The sequence below is a fragment of the Kitasatospora sp. MMS16-BH015 genome (genome assembly GCF_002943525.1).
GTDB lineage: Bacteria > Actinomycetota > Actinomycetes > Streptomycetales > Streptomycetaceae > Kitasatospora.
Window position 1 is genome coordinate 8,254,300 of the sequence record NZ_CP025394.1, and the last position, 15,592, is coordinate 8,269,891.

Genomic DNA, 15,592 nt, shown 5'->3' on the forward strand with positions numbered 1-15,592 from the left:
GGCGCCGTACGGACTGTCCGGCGGGCCAGGACGCGGGTCGGGACGGTGGGACGGATGGATGAGCAGCCGGAGCGGGTCGGCGGCCCCGGGGCGGTGGGGGAATCGGCGGAGCAGGCGCTGCGGCAGCTGCTGGCCGGGCTGACGGCCGTCCGGGACGGGGACTTCCGGACCAGGCTGGCCGGTGGGCGGGCCGGGGTGCTGGGGGAGATCGCCACCGTCTTCAACGAGATGACCGAGCAGTTGGGGGCCGTCACCACCGAGGTGACCCGGGTGGCCTGGGAGGTCGGGGCCGAGGGGCGGCTCGGCGGCCAGGCCCGGGTGCCGGGGGCGGTCGGGACCTGGCGGGAGCTCACCGACTCGGTCAACGCGATGGCCGGGAACCTGACCACCCAGGTGCGGGCGATCGCCCAGGTGGCCACGGCGGTGGCCGAGGGGGAGCTCGGGCGGAAGATCCGGGTCGAGGCGCGCGGGGAGATCCTCGAGCTCAAGGAGACCATCAACACCATGGTCGACCAGCTCTCGGCCTTCGCCGAGGAGGTCACCCGGGTGGCGCGCGAGGTGGGCACGGCCGGCAACCTCGGTGGGCAGGCCACCGTACGGGGCGTCTCGGGCACCTGGAAGGACCTCACCGAGAACGTCAACGTGATGGCCTCCAACCTGACCGGCCAGGTGCGCTCGATCTCGGAGGTGGCCACCGCGGTGGCCCGTGGCGACCTCTCCCGGAAGATCACCGTGGAGGCCAAGGGCGAGGTGGCCGCGCTGGCCGCCGCGATCAACACCATGGTGGACACGCTGTCGGCCTTCGCCGACGAGGTCACCCGGGTGGCCCGGGAGGTGGGCACCGACGGCCAGTTGGGCGGCCAGGCCCGGGTGCCCAACGTGGCCGGCACCTGGAAGGACCTCACCGACAGCGTCAACTTCATGGCGCACAACCTGACCAGCCAGGTGCGCAACATCGCCCAGGTCACCACGGCGGTGGCCCGGGGTGACCTGACCCGCAAGATCGACGTGGACGCGCGCGGCGAGATCCTGGAGCTCAAGACCACGGTCAACACCATGGTCGACCAGCTCGGCTCCTTCGCCGCCGAGGTGACCCGGGTGGCCCGGGAGGTGGGCAGCGAGGGGCGGCTCGGCGGGCAGGCCCGGGTGGAGGGCGTCTCCGGCACCTGGAAGCGGCTCACCGAGAACGTCAACGAGCTGGCCGGCAACCTGACCAGGCAGGTCCGCGCGATCGCCGAGGTGACCAGCGCGGTGGCGGCCGGCGACCTGACCCGGTCGATCAGCGTGGACGCCTCCGGCGAGGTGGCCGACCTCAAGGACAACATCAACGCGATGGTGGAGTCGCTGCGCGAGACCACCCTGGCCAACCAGGAGCAGGACTGGCTCAAGACCAGCCTGGCCCGGTACGCGGGCGAGATCCAGGGGCGCCGCGACATCCAGGCGGTGGCCGAGCTGATCACCGAGGAGCTCACCCCGCTGATCGGCGCCCAGTACGGCGCGTTCTTCCTCGCCGAGGAGGGCACGGCCGGCCCCGGGCTGGTGCTGGTCAGCGGCTACGGCCGCCCGGCCGGGGAGCGGCCGCTGCGCCTGGCCCTCGGCGAGGGCCTGGTCGGGCAGGCCGCGCGCAGCCGGCAGGCGGTGGCCGTGGACGACCTGCCCGCCGGTTACGCCACCGTGGCCTCCAGCGCAGGGTCTGCGCAGGCCAGAGCGCTGCTGATCCTGCCGATCGTGCTGGAGGACAGTCTGCTCGGGGTGATGGAGTTCGCCTCCGTCCACCCGTTCAGCCAGGTGCACCGGGACTTCCTGGCCCGCTTCGCCGAGGCCTGCGCCGTCAACCTCGGCACCCTGCTGGCCAACGCCCGCACCGACGAGCTGCTCGGTGAATCGCAGCGGCTGACGGCCGAACTCCAGAGCCGTTCGGCGGAATTGCAGGAAGGCCAGGAGGAACTGCGCCGCTCCAACGCCGAGTTGGAGGAGAAGGCGGCGCTGCTGGCCCAGCGGAACGAGGACATCGAGGCGAAGAACCTGGAGATCGAGCAGGCCCGGCAGGAACTCGAGGAACGGGCAAGGCAGTTGACTCTGGCCTCGACGTACAAGTCGGAGTTCCTGGCCAACATGAGCCACGAGCTGCGCACCCCGCTCAACAGCCTGCTGATCCTGGCCCAGCTGCTCACCCAGAACGCCGAGGGCAACCTCTCGGCCAAGCAGGTGGAGTACGCCGGGGTGATCCACTCGGCCGGCTCCGACCTGCTCCAGCTGATCAACGACATCCTCGACCTCTCCAAGGTCGAGGCGGGCAAGATGGAGTTCCAGCCCGAGACCTTCGCCGTACGCGAGCTGCTCGAGTACGTGGAGTCCACCTTCCGGCCGCTGGCCGACCAGAAGGGGCTCGCCTTCAGCGTGGGCCTCGACGGGGCGGTGCCCGAGCAACTCCTCACCGACCAGGCCAGGTTGCGGCAGGTGCTGCGCAACCTGCTCTCCAACGCGGTCAAGTTCACCGACACCGGGGAGGTGCGGCTGCGGATCGAACGGGTCGAGCGGGCCCAGCTGCCGCCCGAACTCGCCACCGCCCGGGCGGCGGTGGCCTTCCAGGTGGAGGACACCGGGATCGGCATCGACCCGGCCCACCTGGACACCATCTTCGGCGCCTTCCAGCAGGCCGACGGCACCACCAGCCGCCGCTACGGCGGCACCGGCCTCGGCCTCTCGATCAGCCGCGAGCTGGCCCGGCTGCTCGGCGGCACCCTCACCGTCAGCTCGGCCGCCGGGCGCGGCAGCCGGTTCACCCTGCTGCTGCCGGTGGACGCCGAGCGCCCGCCCCGGCCCGCCCCGGCGGTCCGGCCGGCCGAGACCGGGGCACGGGTGCTGGTGGTGGAGCCGGCCGAGTCGGGCCTGCTGGCGGCGGTGGCCCGGGCCGCCGGGGCCGAGGTGCGGATGGCGGCGGACGCCGGCGGAGTGCGGGCGGCGCTGCACGAGGACTCCTACCGGTGCGTGGTGGTCGACCTCGGCGCCGATGCGGCGCTGGTGCCGGCGTTGACGGGCGGCGGTGCGGGCGGCGGGGCGGTGCTGCTGGGCTACCGGGGTGACGGCCCGGCCGCCCTGGCGGCCGGCAAGGGCCTGCTGGAGGGGCTCGAACTGGTCAGCGGGCTGGACGAGTTGCGCCAGCGGATCACCCGGCTGATCGGCGGCCCAGCACAGCCGGCCCCGGCCCCGGACTCGGTGCTGGCCGGGCGGACGGTGCTGATCGTGGACGACGACATCCGCAACGTCTTCGCGCTGGCCGCCGCCCTGGAGGAGCTCGGGGTGACCGTGCTGCACGCCGCCGACGGCGAGGCCGGCCTCGAGCGGCTGCGGGCCCACCCCGAGACCGACCTGGTGCTGATGGACGTGATGATGCCGGGCCTGGACGGCTACCAGGCGATCGCCGAGATCCGCGCCGACCCCCGCTACGCCCGCCTCCCGGTGGTCACCGTCACCGCCAAGGCGATGCCCGGCGACCGCGCCAAGAGCCTCGCGGCGGGCGCCGACGACCACGTGACCAAGCCGGTGGACCTCCCGCAGCTGCTGGAACGGATGCGGAGCCGGCTGACCGAGCGGTGAGCGGTGGGCGGGGGCCGAGGCGGTCGATGACCGGCGAGATCCGCGGGCTCCGCAGCGGCCCGTCACCTCCGTGACACGTTGGCCGTCCCGGCGGTCGTACCGGAACCGGGACGTGCCTCGCGTCTGCCCCGGTGCGGGCGGGTCAATCCCGACCGGGACGGCGTCACGGACCGTGGCCGCGCGGGGGTCGGGAGTGGGCGGCGGAGGTCAGCCTTCCGCTGCGGCCAGGCGGGCGGCGGACTCGAGCATCATGGCGTGGACGAAGGCCTGCGGGAGGTTGCCCCGCTGCTGGCGCTGGGCGATGTCGTACTCCTCCGCGAACAGGCCGGCCGTGCCGCAGAGGCCGCGGGCCGCCTCGAACCAGCGGGCCGCCTCGACGGCGTGGCCCTGCTGGGCCTCGGCGAGGGCCAGCAGGAAGCCGCAGAGCACGAAGGCGCCCTCCGCCTCGGCGAGGGGGCGTTCGTCGTGGCGGAAGCGGTAGGCGTGGTGACCGTCCGTCAGGTCAGCCAGGCAGGCGCGCAGGGTGGCCACTGTCCGGGGGTCGTCCGCTGCCGGGGCGCCGCGCAGCGGGGGCAGCAGGAGGGCGAGGTCGACGGCCGGGTCCTCCGGGGAGCGCTGCCAGCGGCCCGAGGGGTGCAGGGCGTGCCGGGTGGTGTGGGCCAGGATCCGGTCCGCCAGGCCGGACCAGCGGGCGGCCGTCCCGGGGGAGAGGCCGGCCGGGCCGGCGGTGTCCGGGGCGGCCACGGCGCGCAGGCCGGCGGCGCAGATCAGCCGGCTGTGGGTCCAGGCGCGCGGGGAGAGCTCCCAGATCCCCGCGTCCGGTTCGCGCCAGCGCCGGGTGATGGTGTCGGCGGCGGTGTGCAGGGCCCGGTGGTCCTCGGGCCCGAGGCGTCCGTGCCGGGCCGCCGCCGCGTACAGCAGCAGTGCCTCGCCGAAGGCGTCGAGCTGGAACTGGTCGGTGACCTGGTTGCCGACCAGGTCGTGGCCACCCGGGTAGCCCGGCAGGTCGATCCGGCGCTGCTCGGGCACCCGGCCGCCGCCGACGGTGTAAGCCGGGGCCAGCTGGGGCCCGTCCTCGGCCAGGCGGGCGGTGGTGAAGCGGACCGCCCGGTCGAGCAGCGGGTACGGGCCGCAGGCGGCCACGGCCTGGCCGGCCAGGCACTGGTCGCGGATCCAGACGTACCGGTAGTCGTAGTTGCGCCCCGCCTCGGCCCGCTCCGGGAGGCTGGTGGTGGCCGCCGCGACCATGCCGCCCGAGGCGGACGAGGTCAGGCCGTGCAGCACCGCGTAGGCGTGCCGCGCATCGCGTCCGCTCCACACCTCGCCGAGCGGCGGCACGGCGGCCCGCCAGGCGCGCTCGGTGGCGCGCCAGCAGCGCCCGGGCTCGGGCGGCGGCCCGTCGAAGGCGCGGTCGGAGACCTCGAGCACCAGGTCGAGCCGCTCGCCCGGGGCGAGGGTCGGCTCGGCGGTGAGGCCCTCGTCCGGGGCGGGGTGGGCGTCCGGGCGGGACCAGCGGAGGTGGAGGCCGCCGACGCGCTGCTCCCAGGTGCCGTCCGGGGTGCGGTGCGGGGCGCCGACCCGGCGGGCGCCGAAGCCCGGGCCCGGGCTCAGGACGAGCCGGAGGCGGGCCGGGCCGTGCTCGGCGGTGATCCGGCGGAGCAGCACCAGGCGGTGCGGGTCGGCGGGCAGGGCCAGGGCCTCGCGGCACTCGACCGGACCGCTCTCGGTGACCCAGCGCCCGCGCCGGATCAGGCTGCCGTCCTCGTAGTAGCCGCCGGGGACGTGGCGGCCGAGGGGGGTCACGGCGTAGACCCCGCCGCCGCCGATCAGACCGGCGAAGAGGGGCTCGTCGTGCCAGCGCGGGGCGCAGAGCCAGGCGATCTCGCCCTGCGGTCCGACCAGCGCGCCGCGCTCGCCGTCGGCGAGCAGGGCGTACTCGCGCAGGCTCTGGGGTGGGTAGCCGGTCATCGGACCTCCGGGGCGGGGTGGGCGGGCGGGTGCGGGAGCTCGGCTCGACCGGCCCTGGGTTCAGCGCAGCCGGGGCAGCACCTGTTCGCGGTAGAAGGCGAAGAAGCCCTGCTGGGCCTGGCCGATCTGGCCGACGTACACCTCGTCGAAGCCGGCCTCGGCGTAACCGTGCAGCCGTTCGACGTGCTCCTCGGGGTCGTCGCCGCAGGTCACGGCGGAGGCGACCATCTCCTCGGTGACCAGCTCGGTGGCCTGTTCGAAGTGCCGGGGCGTCGGCAGCACCTGGGCCAGCTCGCCCGGCAGCAGTTCGCTGGGCCAGAGCCGGTGGACGGTGCCGACCGCCTGCTCGCGGTCCGGACCCCAGCAGACCTTGACCCCGCCGATCACCGGGCCCTCGCCGCCGGCCGCGCGGTAGCGGCCGATCAGCTCGCGGTCCGGGGTCATGGTGACCAGCCCGTCGGCGAAGCCGGCGGCCGCCTCGGCGGCCCGGGGGCCGAAGGCGGAGACGTACACCGGCAGCGGCCGGCTGGTGGGCGGGGTGTAGAGGCGGGCGTTCTCCACCGTGTAGTGGACGCCCCGGTGGGAGACCTGCCCGCCGGTGAACAGCTCGCGCATCACCGCCACCGCCTCCGCCAGCATCTCGGCCCGGACGGCGAACGGCGGCCAGTGGTCGCCCAGGATGTGCTCGTTGAGCGCCTCGCCGGTGCCGACGCCCAGCCGCAGGCCACCGGGCAGCAGCACGTCCGCCGTGGCCGCCGCCTGCGCCGTCACCGCCGGGTGGAGCCGGACGGTCGGGCAGGTGACCAGGGTGGTCACCGGAAGGTCGGTCACCTGGGAGAGCGCGCCGAGCAGGCCCCAGACGAACGGGCTGCTGCCCTGGGCCTCGTTCCAGGGGTGGAAGTGGTCGGAGACGGCCAGGTGGGTGAACCCGGCCGCCTCCGCGAGCCGTGCCTGGTCGAGCAGTTGGGCGGGGGTGAACTCCTCGCAGGAGAGGAAGTAGCCGCAGGCGGTCATGGCGGCCTCGCGGGGGTCGGTGGGAGTGCCTTCCGCAGGCGGCTAACCGGGGCAGGGGCGCTGAAACCCCGTTTCCGGCGGGCCGAGGCGGGTAGCCGGGAGGGTCATCGGTAGCCCGCACCCGGGCTCCCCGACCGGATTTCGGAGGTGACCTCGATGGACGCGCGCGAGGGCGACGGGCCTGGCCGAGCCGTACGCATCCCCGGGCAGCCGGGGCGGCACTCGGCGGCGCAGCGCCGCCCGGGGCCGGAGGCGGCGCCCGTGCGGCAGCCGGCGCTGGTCGAGCAGAGCGAGGAGCCGGGCGATGCGGAGCGCTACGCCGTCCTCGGCGAGGACTGACCGGCGGGCCGACCGGCCCGCGCACCGACCGGCTCACCACCGCCCCGGGCGGCGGCGGCCGGTGGCCGGGCACAGCGCCCACTACCCGGCGCAGTGCTGGCGGCCCGGGGCGATCGCGTACGGGCTCGGCTGAGCGGGCGTGGTTCGCGCAGTGGCGGATGGGTAGCCGCCCGGCATGACGGATGGTGGAGCACCGAGCGCAGGAGGATTCGACGCTGCGGCCTGCGAGGCCTTCGACCTGTGCGACCTCTGTGGGGAGATCGTGGCGGATGAGGACCTGCTCGGGGCGCTGGTGCCGGACTCCTCGGCGCTGCACGAGAGCGACCCCGACCTGGACGGCAAACGGGTGGTGACCGCCTGCACGGCGGCGCACCTGGTCGTCCTGGTCGAACAGTACCGGGACCGGCCCTTCGTGCCCGAGGAGCAGTGGGCCGCCAAGGTCTGCCGTGCCCTGGCCGAGTTCGACGAACCGGTCACCCTGAGTCTGGTGGCCGAACTCAGCGGCCTCTCGGAGCAGCAGGCCCAGTCGGGGGTGGACTGGCACAACGACCGCGCCCGCGAGTGGCGGGCGCGGTACGGCGGTGCGGATTCCGGCGGTGCGGATTCCTGAGCTCCCGGGGCCCTCAGGGGGAGACGCTCTGCGCTGCCGGGGGCTCGGGCTGGTCATCCCGATCGTCCCGATCGTCCCGGTCGTCCCGGTCGGGAGGCTCTGGCGGGGCCGGGTGGTGGCGGGCGTCGGAGTGCTCGTCCGGGGTCGGGGTGGTCCGCTGGTCGTCGGCCGTCATGGCCCAGGACCGTCGTCTGGCGTTCACGTTGCCTCCCAAGGTGGTCGGTGGTCGGCGGGTACCCCCGATGGGTCCTGGCAACCAGGGGTGAACGGGGTGCATGAGGGAGTCGGTTCGGGGCAGGCGCGTTTGGGAGTCCGAACGACGGACCGGAATGGAGGTCACCGGGATGAGCATGGTGCAGGAATCCGTGGAGGTGGAGGTGCCGCTGCGGGCCGCGTACAACCAGTGGACGCAGTTCGAGGAGTTCCCCCGGTTCATGGAGGGGGTCGAGGAGGTCACCCAGCTCGACGCCAGCCACAACCACTGGCGGACCAAGGTCGCCGGGGTGACGCGCGAGTTCGACACCGAGATCGTCGACCAGCTGCCGGACCAGAAGATCGCCTGGCGCACGGTGGGCGGCGAGGTGCAGCAGATGGGCGTGGTGACCTTCGAGCGGCTGGACGAGCACCGCACCGCCGTCCGGCTCGCGATGGAGTTCGAGCCCGAGGGGATCGCCGAGAAGGCGGGCGCCGCGATGGGCGCCGTGGACCGGCGGGTCAAGGGAGACCTGCGGCGGTTCAAGTCCTTCATCGAGGAGCGGGGCGTGGAGAACGGCGGCTGGCGGGGGCGGATCAGCCCCGGGTGAGTCGCGTCGCCGCGCCGCCGCCCCCGTCCGGAGTGGGTTTCCGGGCGGGGGCGGCGGTCTGTGCGGCGGCGGTCAGGGAGTGGTGGGTGGGCCGGGGTTGGGGGTGTCCGGGATGTGTGGCTGGTGCGGGCGGCCGTCTGGTGGGCCGGGGTTGGGGGCGTCCGGGGTGTGCGGCTGGTGTGGGCGGCCGTCCGGTGGGCCGGGGTTGGGGGTGTCCGGAGTGTGCGGCTGGTGTGGGCGGCCCTCGGGTGGGCCGGGGTTGACGGTCATGGTGCTCCTTCGGTGTCGGAGGCGGGCGCGCGTCGACGCCCCACGACTCGGCTGCCCGGGCGCGGCCGAGGGAAACCGGGTTTGCTGCCCTCCGGTCAGGGGAGACGCCGGTCCCCGACCGTGAGGAGAGGGTCATGTCGAACGACGCCATCGTGCTGCTGCGGGAGGACCACAAGGAGGTGCGCCGGCTGTTCCGCGCCTACCGGGAGTCGGCGGGGGACGATGCGGCCCGGGAGGGGACGGTCGAGCGGATCGTCGAGGCGCTGACCGTGCACACGTATCTGGAGGACGAGCTGGTCTACCCGAAGGTCCGGGAGCAACTTCCGGCGCTGGCCGGGGAGATGCGGCGGGCTGAGCAGGAGCACCACGTGGCCGATCTGCTCTGCGAGGAGCTGAGCCGGATGAGCAGCGGGGACGAGGAGTACGACGCGAAGGTGCTGGTGCTGATCGACGCGGTCGAGCGGCACATCGAGGAGGAAGAGGGCAGCTGGTTCCCGCAGGTGCGGGCCGCGCTGGGCCGCAAGGAGCTCCAGGAACTGGGCGAGCGGATGCTGGGCGTTCGGGAGACCGCCCCGCGCAAGCCGGAACGGGCCGGGGTGCTGCACCGGGTGGCGGACGCACTGGAGGGCTGAGGGAGGTGTCGAACGACCGGACCGGTGCGGCCGGGGCCCGAGGCCACGGCCGCACCGGTCCGAGGGGGTCAGTCCTGCTCGCTGAGCCGCTGCATGCCGACGCGGGCGAAGTGCAGGAAGTCCGCAGCGGTGAGGGCGGAGAGGCCGGAGCCGACCAGCCTGGTCGCGCCCGGGGCGAGCACCTGGCCGGCGGTGAAGCCGGTGGCCAGCCAGAGGCCGGTGCAGAACGGGCAGGTGATCAGCTCGCCGACGGCTCGCCGCAGGCCGCTGCCGCGGACCTCCTCGTCGAGCTCGGCGGGCCTCGACTGGCCGCGGACGTGGGTGAAGGGCAGCCGCAGCGGGCTGGTGACCGGGTCCTTGGCGACCAGCCGGGCCAGCCGGTGCACCGCACCGGCGGTCAGGGTGACGTCCCAAGGACCCGGGGCGGGCAGCGGCCGGCCCTTGGCCCGGGCGGCCGCCGCGAGGGCGGCCACCCCGGTCGGGTAGACGCCGACCGCGGCCAGGTAACCGGCGATCGGCTGCTCGCCGTCCGGTTCGTACGCCGCGCGCTCGGCGCGGGCGGCTGTCGCGACGGGCTTCACCACCGGTACCACCGGCGGCCGCCGCCCCGGCCCCCGGCCGGGAGCAGGAAGCCGATCAGCCAGATGACGAGGATCGCCAGGGCCACCCACCACAGTACGTGAACGGCGAACCCGACACCCCCGAGGATCAACGCCAGCAGAAGGACGAGGATGAGGACCAGCATGACCGTCACCTTTCGTAGCACGGGACTCGGCCAAGGGCGCGTCTGCCCTGGTCGGGCGAGTTCATGCCTGGGGGAAGCCGGTCCGGTGACCAGGGGGCGTCGGTGGTTTCCGGCGGCGGGGCGGGGGAAGGCGCGGGGTGGCCGGCGGTGACCGTGCGTGAGATCGGCAGGGAGAGTGATGAGCAGCCGCCCGATGGTGCTCAGGTTCGGGGTCGAAGAGGAGTTCCTGCTCGCCAACCCGGCGTCCAGGATGACCGTGGCCAAGGCGCACCTGGTGGTGCCGAGGGCCGTGCGGGTGCTCGGTGAACGCGCCCAGCACGAGTTCCTGGACACCCAGGTGGAGGGCTGCACCCCGCCGGTCGGCACGGCTGTCGAGCTCCGGGCCGAGCTGATCGCGATGCGCGAACAGCTGGTGCGGGCGGCGGAGGAGGCGGACTGCCTGCTGGTGGCCTCGGGCACCGCCGTGCTGCCCAGCCGGCACCCCCTCCCGGTGACCGACCGGGCCCGCTACCACCGGGTCGCCGCGCACGTCGGCCCGATCGCCGACCAGGTGGGCGGGGAGCTGTGCGGCTGCCACGTCCACCTCGGCGACCTCGACCGGGCCGAGGCGCTCGCGCTCAGCGCGCGGCTGCGGCCCTGGCTGCCGGTGCTGCAGGCGCTCTGCGCCAACTCGCCGTTCTGCGAGGGCCGCAACGGCGCCGCGAGCAGCCGCTCGCTGCGCTACCGGGCCTGGCCGACCTGCGGGCCGGCCCCCGCGCTGGACGAGGGCGGGTACGAGCGACTGCTGGGGTGGTTGACCGAGCGGAAGGTGATCCTCGACCGGCGGATGCTCTATTGGTACGCCCGCCCCTCCGAGCACCTGCCCACCCTGGAGGTGCGGGTGGCCGACACCAACGCGGACGTGGACACCATCGTGCTGTACGCGGTGCTGCTGCGCGGACTCGCGCACACCATGCTGGCCGCGCAGCACCGGGGGCGGCCCCGGCCGCCGGTCCGGCCCGGGGCGCTGCGCACCGCCCACCGGCTGGCCGCCCTGGGCGGGCTCACCGGCACCGGGGTGGACCCGTGCACCGGGGCGGCCGTACCGATGGAGCGGCTGGTGGAACGCCTGCTCGAGCAGGCCGCGCCGGGGCTGGAGCTCACCGGCGACCTGGTGCTGGCCCGGACGCTGACGCACCGGCTGCTGGCCACCGGGACGGGGGCGCAGCGCCAGCGGGCGGTCTTCGCCCGGAACCGGTCGCTGCCGGAGGTGGTGGACCACCTCGCGTACCTGACCGCCCGGTCCGGGCGGTCGGTGGTGGGGCGGGGCTGACCGGGGGTCAGCTGGGGGTGAGGAAGGCGCGGAGCCTGGCGGCCAGGCCGCGTTCGGGCGGCGGGAGACGGTCCGGGGGCTTCACGGCCGGGGGCTGCGGCTTGGGGTGGACGGCCGCGTGGGCCAGGGCCGCGCCGGTCTTCTCGCCGAGCCGGTGCAGGGTGGCCGCCGGGACGGCCGCCCGGACGGCCGGGAAGAGCTGAGCCTCCTCCTCGCCGAAGTGGCGGGTGGTCTCCTCGACCAGCCGGGCCACCAGCCGGTCGAACAGGGCCGAGGCGACGTCCGCGTACCGCAGGTCGGCCAGCAGCCCCTCCACCGTGCGGTGGGCGGCCAGGTTGAGACCGGCCAGGGTGCGGCCGTCGGCGAGGTGCCGGCGCACCACCGGGTGCAGCAGCCGCTCCTCGACGGCCAGGTGGCCCATCAGCTCCGCGCTGACCAGGTCGACCAGCCGCCGGCGCTCCGGATCGCCCAGCGGCACCCCGCCGAGGGCGCTGAAGTGGACGCGGACGGCGTCGTGCTGGACGAGGAGTTCCTCCAGCAGGTCTCCTTGGGGTGCCATGGCGAGTGCTCCCTTCGCGGGTGGCGCACGGGTACGGGACCCGCGGCTACCCGGTCAGCGGGCGGCGACACGTTCAGGCGGCCGCCAGGGCGGTGTCGATGCCGTGCAGGAAGGCGTCGAGGTCGTCCGGGCTGCGTGAGGTGAGCAGGCGCCAGCCGCCGTGGTCGTCGTCGACCAGCTCCTGATCCGTCCAGTGGGCACCGGCGTTGGTGAGGTCGGTGCGCAGGGACGGGAAGGAGGTGAGCCGCTTGCCGCGCACCACGTCGGCCTCGACCAGCAGCCAGGGGCCGTGGCAGATGGCCGCCACCGTGCGGCCCCCGGCGACGAATGCCCGCAGCAGCTCGACCGCCTCCGGCTCGGTGCGCAGGCTGTCGGCGTTGAGGGTGCCGCCGGGGATCAGCAGCAGGTCGTACCCGTCCGGGCCGACCTGGTCCAGGGTGTGGGTGGGCTCGACGCTCACGCCCGGCTCCTTGTCCCGCACCGTGGTGCCGACCTCGGTCAGCCCGGTGGTCGCGAGGTCGACCCAGGCGCCGCTCTGCCGCAGGTGGCGGACCGGGACGAGCAGTTCGTCCTGCTCCACGCCGTGGTCGGCCGTGATCGCGAGCGCGCGGATGCCTTCGTGGGTGAGGTCCATGGGTCCTCCAGCGGTCGGGTGTGGTCTGACCGGCGCGGGTACCCGCTCGGCGGGATCCGAAGCCGGGCGGGAGCCGGCGGTGTGGGCCGTCCGGGTGGGCGCGGTGGGGTGCGGGGCGGGGGCCGGAGACTGCGGGGGGTCGGTCGGGGGAGACTGGGGGATCCGACGGGCGGCGGTGGGAGGCAGGGCGTGCGGGGGCGGTTCGTGCCGGTGGTGTGGACGTGGCGGCGGGTGCTGGTCGCGGCGGTCGGGGAGGCCTGGGAGCGGGGCAAGTCGGTCGAGCTGCTGCAGCGGTCGATGGCCTTCGCGGCGCTGTTCTTCGTGACGCTGGTGCCGCTGCTGGTGGTGATCGCGGCGGCCTTCCCGGCACGCAACAGCGGGATCACCGAGTGGATCACCGAGGCGCTGGGCCTGAGCGGCCGGGGCGCCGACGCCGTGCGGGCGCTGTTCGCCTCCCGGGGGCAGGTGCTCAGCACCACCACCGCGTTCGGCCTGGCCGCGCTGGCCGTCTTCGGGATCTCGCTGATGGCCGCGATCCAGGGCGTCTACGAGCGGATCTGGGGCCTGGACCGGGGCCCGTGGCACGCCGTCTGGCGCCAGGTGCTGGGGCTGGCCGGGCTGACCGGCTACATCGTGCTGGCCGGCTGGAGCGGCACCACCCCGCTGGCGCAGCCGGCGCTGCGGATCCTCGGCTCGACGGTGGGCGGCCTGCTGCTGTTCTGGGTGCTGCCGTACCTGCTGCTGGCCGGCCGGGTGCCGTCCCGGCAACTGCTGCCCGGGGCGGTGGCCACCATGCTGGGGCTGGCCGGGTTGCGGCTGTTCTCCCGCTGGGTCTTCGCTCCGCTGCTGGTCTCCAACGCCGTCTCGTACGGCACGGTCGGCACGGTCCTGGTGGTGCAGTCCTGGCTGATCGGGGTCGGCTACACGGTGTACGGCGGAGCGCTGGTGGGGCGGGCGGTGGTGCGGGCCCGCCGGGTGTAGTGAGACCGGGCCCGTGGCCTTCACCCGATCCACCCATCGGAGGCGGGTGAGGCCGGGAGTTCGGGGCAGACGGGTGCCAGGAGTCCGGTCGGAGCGTGGTGGGTGGAGAGGTGGGGTGCCGGTTGTACTGGCTGAGCGTGCGGATGACGATGCGACTGCTGGTGGTGGAGACGTGGCACGAGTTGGAGGTCGAGTGCCAGTACTGGCCGGAGGATCCGTACGCCGTGCTGCTGGACTTCGGCACCGGGCGGACGGAGTGGATCCTCTCCCGGGAGGTGCTGACGGCCGGTCTGGTCGGGCCGGCCGGGGAGGGGGACGTGCACGTCGAGCCGGCCGACGGCGGCAGAGTGCACGTGGCGCTGGGCAGGGGCGAGCGGGTGGCGCTGTTGAGCCTGCCCGCCGACGGGTTGGACCGGTTCCTGGCCGAGACGCGGGAGCTGGTGCCGCCCGGCGCGGAGCCCGGCCGGATCGACTGGGACCTGTGCATCCGGGAACTGCTCTCGGCCTGAGCCGACTCCGGGGGTTGAGGCGGCGGAACCGGGACAGACGAGGGGCGGTCGGGTACCCCACAACCGAGAGGACGTCGCCATGACGCACATAGCCCGTCTGCCCGGAGCCTACGCCCGCCACTGGGACTGGCAGTTCCTCGGCGCCTGCCGCGAGTACGGCACCGAGCTGTTCTTCCACCCCTCCGGCGAACGCGGGCCCGCCCACGACGAACGGGAGCAGGCGGCGGTGGCCGTCTGCCGCCGCTGCCCGGTGCAGGTCGAGTGCCTGACCCACGCGCTCGCCGTCCGGGAGCCGTACGGAGTCTGGGGCGGGCTCACCGAGGACGAACGCCAGCGGTTGCTGGCCAGGAGGCCGCAGCGCCGGCGGCCGGCCGGTACGCGCAGCCGGGCCCGGCGGCAGGAGGTGGCGTGAGTGCGGGGGTCCGTGCTCGCCAGCCGCACCGGAGGTACGTCCGCGGCAGCGCGGTGGGCCGGGAGCGACGGCCCTGAGAGAAGACCGTGACGCGGACGGCGTCGCCGAGAGCAGAGCGGCCCGATCGGGGAGACTCCCCGGCCGGGCCGCTCTCGGCTGTCCGTACCGTTCCTGCTCGTCGTCACCGGCTCCGGCCGGGCTCAGCCGCCGGACGGGAGGTCGAACTCGGCCCAGACCGTCTTGCCGGTGCCGCTCTCGTGCGGGGTGGCGCCCCAGCGGCTCGCGAGCAGGGTGACGGTGTGCAGCCCGTGGCCGCCGACCTGGGTGGGGGAGTGCGGGCGGCGCGGCTGGGGCGGGGTGGTGGAGGCATCGAGCACCTCGACCCGAAGCAGCCGCTGGGTGGCGTGCAGGACGAGCTGGTCGGGCCCGCCGCCGTGGCGGCAGGCGTTGGTGACCAGCTCGGAGACCACGATCAGCACGTCGTCGGCGCGGGCCAGCCGGTCCGGGTCGGCGGTCGGCAGCCAACCCCAGTCGTGCAGCGCCTGCCGGGTCTGGTCGCGGCACCAGCCGACCGTGCCGGCGGCTCCGGTGAGGCCCAGCCGGCGGGTCTGGCCGTGCGGCGGGAGCGAGAGCAACACCGGCTGGTCGCTGGTCTGCGGATCGCTCACTCTCATCTGTCCTCACTCTGACGGCGGTGCGACGGGGGAGACGGCTCGGGCCGCTCCGGGGGTCTTCTGCCCGCTCAGCCCGAGCGGACACACGACCGGACAGGTCTACCGGGCGACGGCGGACTCCAGATCGGGTCGGATCTCGAACACGGCCCCGGCTCCGGTGATCTCGAAGACCCGGGCCACGGCAGGCTGGAGATCGGCCAGCACCAGCTCCCGGCCAGCCGACTCGGCGTCCCGCCGCGCGGTGAGCAGGGCGTTGAGCCCGGTGGAGTCGCAGAAGAGCAGCCGGGCACAGTCGACCACCAGGCGGTCGGCGCCGGGCGTGCCCAGGGCCTCGACCAGCCGTTCGTGCAGCAGGCCGACACTGTCCTGGTCCAGCTCGCCGGCCGCGGAGACGACCACGGCGCGGTCGTGCAGCCGGAGGTCCACCCTCAGGCGGTCGGCGGCGGGCCCGGGGCCCTCGGTGGCACTGCTCGGCATGACACTCCTCTGCGATGGGCGTGGCGCGAGCGCCAGTCTGCCACGAGGACCGC

19 protein-coding genes are annotated in these 15,592 nt (G+C 74.7%); 9 read left to right on the plus strand and 10 right to left on the minus strand.

Features of this window, described 5'->3' with window-relative positions; genetic code table 11:
• Positions 1-54: 54 nt before the first annotated feature.
• On the plus strand, positions 55-3,600 hold the full coding sequence (locus CFP65_RS35510; RefSeq protein ID WP_104820029.1) for a HAMP domain-containing protein: 3,546 nt from the start codon (positions 55-57) through the stop codon (positions 3,598-3,600).
• Positions 3,601-3,807: 207 nt separating this feature from the next.
• Here CFP65_RS35510 and CFP65_RS35515 read toward each other — a convergent pair whose 3' ends face one another.
• Entirely contained in the window at positions 3,808-5,568 is a 1,761-nt protein-coding gene (locus tag CFP65_RS35515) for a glycoside hydrolase family 15 protein (RefSeq protein ID WP_104820030.1), read from the minus strand.
• A 60-nt stretch (positions 5,569-5,628) separates the two neighbouring features.
• A complete protein-coding gene (locus CFP65_RS35520) occupies positions 5,629-6,582 on the minus strand; it encodes a TIGR03557 family F420-dependent LLM class oxidoreductase (protein ID WP_104820031.1) in 954 nt (317 codons plus the stop codon).
• Between the two features lie 156 nt (positions 6,583-6,738).
• Between CFP65_RS35520 and CFP65_RS35525 the strand changes: the two genes are divergently transcribed.
• On the plus strand, positions 6,739-6,921 hold the full coding sequence (locus CFP65_RS35525) for a hypothetical protein (protein ID WP_158702535.1): 183 nt from the start codon (positions 6,739-6,741) through the stop codon (positions 6,919-6,921).
• 175 nt (positions 6,922-7,096) lie between these two features.
• Positions 7,097-7,531 (plus strand): hypothetical protein, encoded by a 435-nt coding sequence (locus tag CFP65_RS35530; RefSeq protein ID WP_158702536.1) that lies wholly within the window; start codon positions 7,097-7,099, stop codon positions 7,529-7,531.
• Positions 7,532-7,544: 13 nt separating this feature from the next.
• Here the strand turns inward: CFP65_RS35530 and CFP65_RS39480 are convergent, their stop codons facing one another.
• A complete protein-coding gene (locus tag CFP65_RS39480; protein ID WP_158702537.1) occupies positions 7,545-7,733 on the minus strand; it encodes a hypothetical protein in 189 nt (62 codons plus the stop codon).
• 142 nt (positions 7,734-7,875) lie between these two features.
• Here CFP65_RS39480 and CFP65_RS35535 point away from each other — a divergent pair, with 142 nt between their 5' ends.
• On the plus strand, positions 7,876-8,334 hold the full coding sequence (locus CFP65_RS35535; protein WP_104821357.1) for an SRPBCC family protein: 459 nt from the start codon (positions 7,876-7,878) through the stop codon (positions 8,332-8,334).
• 72 nt (positions 8,335-8,406) lie between these two features.
• Here the strand turns inward: CFP65_RS35535 and CFP65_RS40325 are convergent, their stop codons facing one another.
• Positions 8,407-8,604: a hypothetical protein gene (locus tag CFP65_RS40325; protein ID WP_217368220.1), complete on the minus strand. Its 198-nt coding sequence runs from the start codon at positions 8,602-8,604 to the stop codon at positions 8,407-8,409.
• Positions 8,605-8,738: 134 nt separating this feature from the next.
• Here CFP65_RS40325 and CFP65_RS35540 point away from each other — a divergent pair, with 134 nt between their 5' ends.
• On the plus strand, positions 8,739-9,236 hold the full coding sequence (locus tag CFP65_RS35540) for a hemerythrin domain-containing protein (protein WP_104820034.1): 498 nt from the start codon (positions 8,739-8,741) through the stop codon (positions 9,234-9,236).
• A gap of 68 nt (positions 9,237-9,304) precedes the next feature.
• On the opposite strand, the gene CFP65_RS35545 is transcribed toward CFP65_RS35540, so the two are convergent.
• Together CFP65_RS35545 and CFP65_RS35550 are read right to left on the minus strand one after the other, a co-directional pair.
• Positions 9,305-9,820, minus strand: a complete 516-nt coding sequence (locus CFP65_RS35545; protein ID WP_254552735.1) for a DUF1360 domain-containing protein — start codon at positions 9,818-9,820, stop codon at positions 9,305-9,307.
• Entirely contained in the window at positions 9,814-9,981 is a 168-nt protein-coding gene (locus CFP65_RS35550) for a hydrophobic protein (RefSeq protein WP_104820036.1), read from the minus strand. The genes CFP65_RS35545 and CFP65_RS35550 overlap by 7 nt, the downstream gene beginning before the upstream one ends.
• Positions 9,982-10,159: 178 nt before the next feature.
• Here CFP65_RS35550 and CFP65_RS35555 point away from each other — a divergent pair, with 178 nt between their 5' ends.
• Positions 10,160-11,293 (plus strand): YbdK family carboxylate-amine ligase, encoded by a 1,134-nt coding sequence (locus tag CFP65_RS35555; protein ID WP_254552736.1) that lies wholly within the window; start codon positions 10,160-10,162, stop codon positions 11,291-11,293.
• Positions 11,294-11,300: 7 nt separating this feature from the next.
• On the opposite strand, the gene CFP65_RS35560 is transcribed toward CFP65_RS35555, so the two are convergent.
• Both CFP65_RS35560 and CFP65_RS35565 read right to left on the minus strand, forming a co-directional pair.
• Positions 11,301-11,852: a hemerythrin domain-containing protein gene (locus tag CFP65_RS35560; RefSeq protein WP_104820037.1), complete on the minus strand. Its 552-nt coding sequence runs from the start codon at positions 11,850-11,852 to the stop codon at positions 11,301-11,303.
• A 73-nt stretch (positions 11,853-11,925) separates the two neighbouring features.
• Positions 11,926-12,486, minus strand: a complete 561-nt coding sequence (locus CFP65_RS35565) for a type 1 glutamine amidotransferase domain-containing protein (RefSeq protein ID WP_104820038.1) — start codon at positions 12,484-12,486, stop codon at positions 11,926-11,928.
• Between the two features lie 189 nt (positions 12,487-12,675).
• Here CFP65_RS35565 and CFP65_RS35570 point away from each other — a divergent pair, with 189 nt between their 5' ends.
• The 3 genes from CFP65_RS35570 to CFP65_RS35580 all read left to right on the plus strand — a co-directional run bounded on the left by CFP65_RS35570 (position 12,676) and on the right by CFP65_RS35580 (position 14,388).
• Positions 12,676-13,467, plus strand: a complete 792-nt coding sequence (locus CFP65_RS35570; RefSeq protein ID WP_254552737.1) for a YhjD/YihY/BrkB family envelope integrity protein — start codon at positions 12,676-12,678, stop codon at positions 13,465-13,467.
• A 143-nt stretch (positions 13,468-13,610) separates the two neighbouring features.
• Positions 13,611-13,976, plus strand: a complete 366-nt coding sequence (locus tag CFP65_RS35575) for an SsgA family sporulation/cell division regulator (RefSeq protein WP_158702538.1) — start codon at positions 13,611-13,613, stop codon at positions 13,974-13,976.
• Positions 13,977-14,055: 79 nt separating this feature from the next.
• A complete protein-coding gene (locus CFP65_RS35580) occupies positions 14,056-14,388 on the plus strand; it encodes a WhiB family transcriptional regulator (protein WP_104820040.1) in 333 nt (110 codons plus the stop codon).
• Positions 14,389-14,588: 200 nt separating this feature from the next.
• Here CFP65_RS35580 and CFP65_RS35585 read toward each other — a convergent pair whose 3' ends face one another.
• Together CFP65_RS35585 and CFP65_RS35590 are read right to left on the minus strand one after the other, a co-directional pair.
• Entirely contained in the window at positions 14,589-15,056 is a 468-nt protein-coding gene (locus CFP65_RS35585) for an ATP-binding protein (RefSeq protein ID WP_104820041.1), read from the minus strand.
• Positions 15,057-15,161: 105 nt separating this feature from the next.
• Positions 15,162-15,539 carry an STAS domain-containing protein gene (locus tag CFP65_RS35590; protein WP_104820042.1) on the minus strand — a complete coding sequence of 126 codons (378 nt, stop codon included), beginning with the start codon at positions 15,537-15,539 and terminating at the stop codon, positions 15,162-15,164.
• Positions 15,540-15,592: the final 53 nt, after the last annotated feature.

Excerpts from the sequence above, each read along its gene's own strand:
- CFP65_RS35580 (WP_104820040.1), top strand. The coding sequence starts at position 14,056 with ATGACGCACATAGCCCGTCTGCCCGGAGCCTACGCCCGCCACTGGGAC.
- CFP65_RS35550 (WP_104820036.1), bottom strand. The coding sequence starts at position 9,981 with ATGCTGGTCCTCATCCTCGTCCTTCTGCTGGCGTTGATCCTCGGGGGT.
- CFP65_RS35565 (WP_104820038.1), bottom strand. The coding sequence starts at position 12,486 with ATGGACCTCACCCACGAAGGCATCCGCGCGCTCGCGATCACGGCCGAC.
- CFP65_RS35525 (WP_158702535.1), top strand. The coding sequence starts at position 6,739 with ATGGACGCGCGCGAGGGCGACGGGCCTGGCCGAGCCGTACGCATCCCC.
- CFP65_RS35510 (WP_104820029.1), top strand. The coding sequence starts at position 55 with ATGGATGAGCAGCCGGAGCGGGTCGGCGGCCCCGGGGCGGTGGGGGAA.
- CFP65_RS40325 (WP_217368220.1), bottom strand. The coding sequence starts at position 8,604 with ATGACCGTCAACCCCGGCCCACCCGAGGGCCGCCCACACCAGCCGCAC.
- CFP65_RS35560 (WP_104820037.1), bottom strand. The coding sequence starts at position 11,852 with ATGGCACCCCAAGGAGACCTGCTGGAGGAACTCCTCGTCCAGCACGAC.
- CFP65_RS35540 (WP_104820034.1), top strand. The coding sequence starts at position 8,739 with ATGTCGAACGACGCCATCGTGCTGCTGCGGGAGGACCACAAGGAGGTG.
- CFP65_RS35575 (WP_158702538.1), top strand. The coding sequence starts at position 13,611 with ATGACGATGCGACTGCTGGTGGTGGAGACGTGGCACGAGTTGGAGGTC.
- CFP65_RS35515 (WP_104820030.1), bottom strand. The coding sequence starts at position 5,568 with ATGACCGGCTACCCACCCCAGAGCCTGCGCGAGTACGCCCTGCTCGCC.
- CFP65_RS35530 (WP_158702536.1), top strand. The coding sequence starts at position 7,097 with ATGACGGATGGTGGAGCACCGAGCGCAGGAGGATTCGACGCTGCGGCC.
- CFP65_RS35520 (WP_104820031.1), bottom strand. The coding sequence starts at position 6,582 with ATGACCGCCTGCGGCTACTTCCTCTCCTGCGAGGAGTTCACCCCCGCC.
- CFP65_RS35535 (WP_104821357.1), top strand. The coding sequence starts at position 7,876 with ATGAGCATGGTGCAGGAATCCGTGGAGGTGGAGGTGCCGCTGCGGGCC.
- CFP65_RS35555 (WP_254552736.1), top strand. The coding sequence starts at position 10,160 with ATGAGCAGCCGCCCGATGGTGCTCAGGTTCGGGGTCGAAGAGGAGTTC.
- CFP65_RS35590 (WP_104820042.1), bottom strand. The coding sequence starts at position 15,539 with ATGCCGAGCAGTGCCACCGAGGGCCCCGGGCCCGCCGCCGACCGCCTG.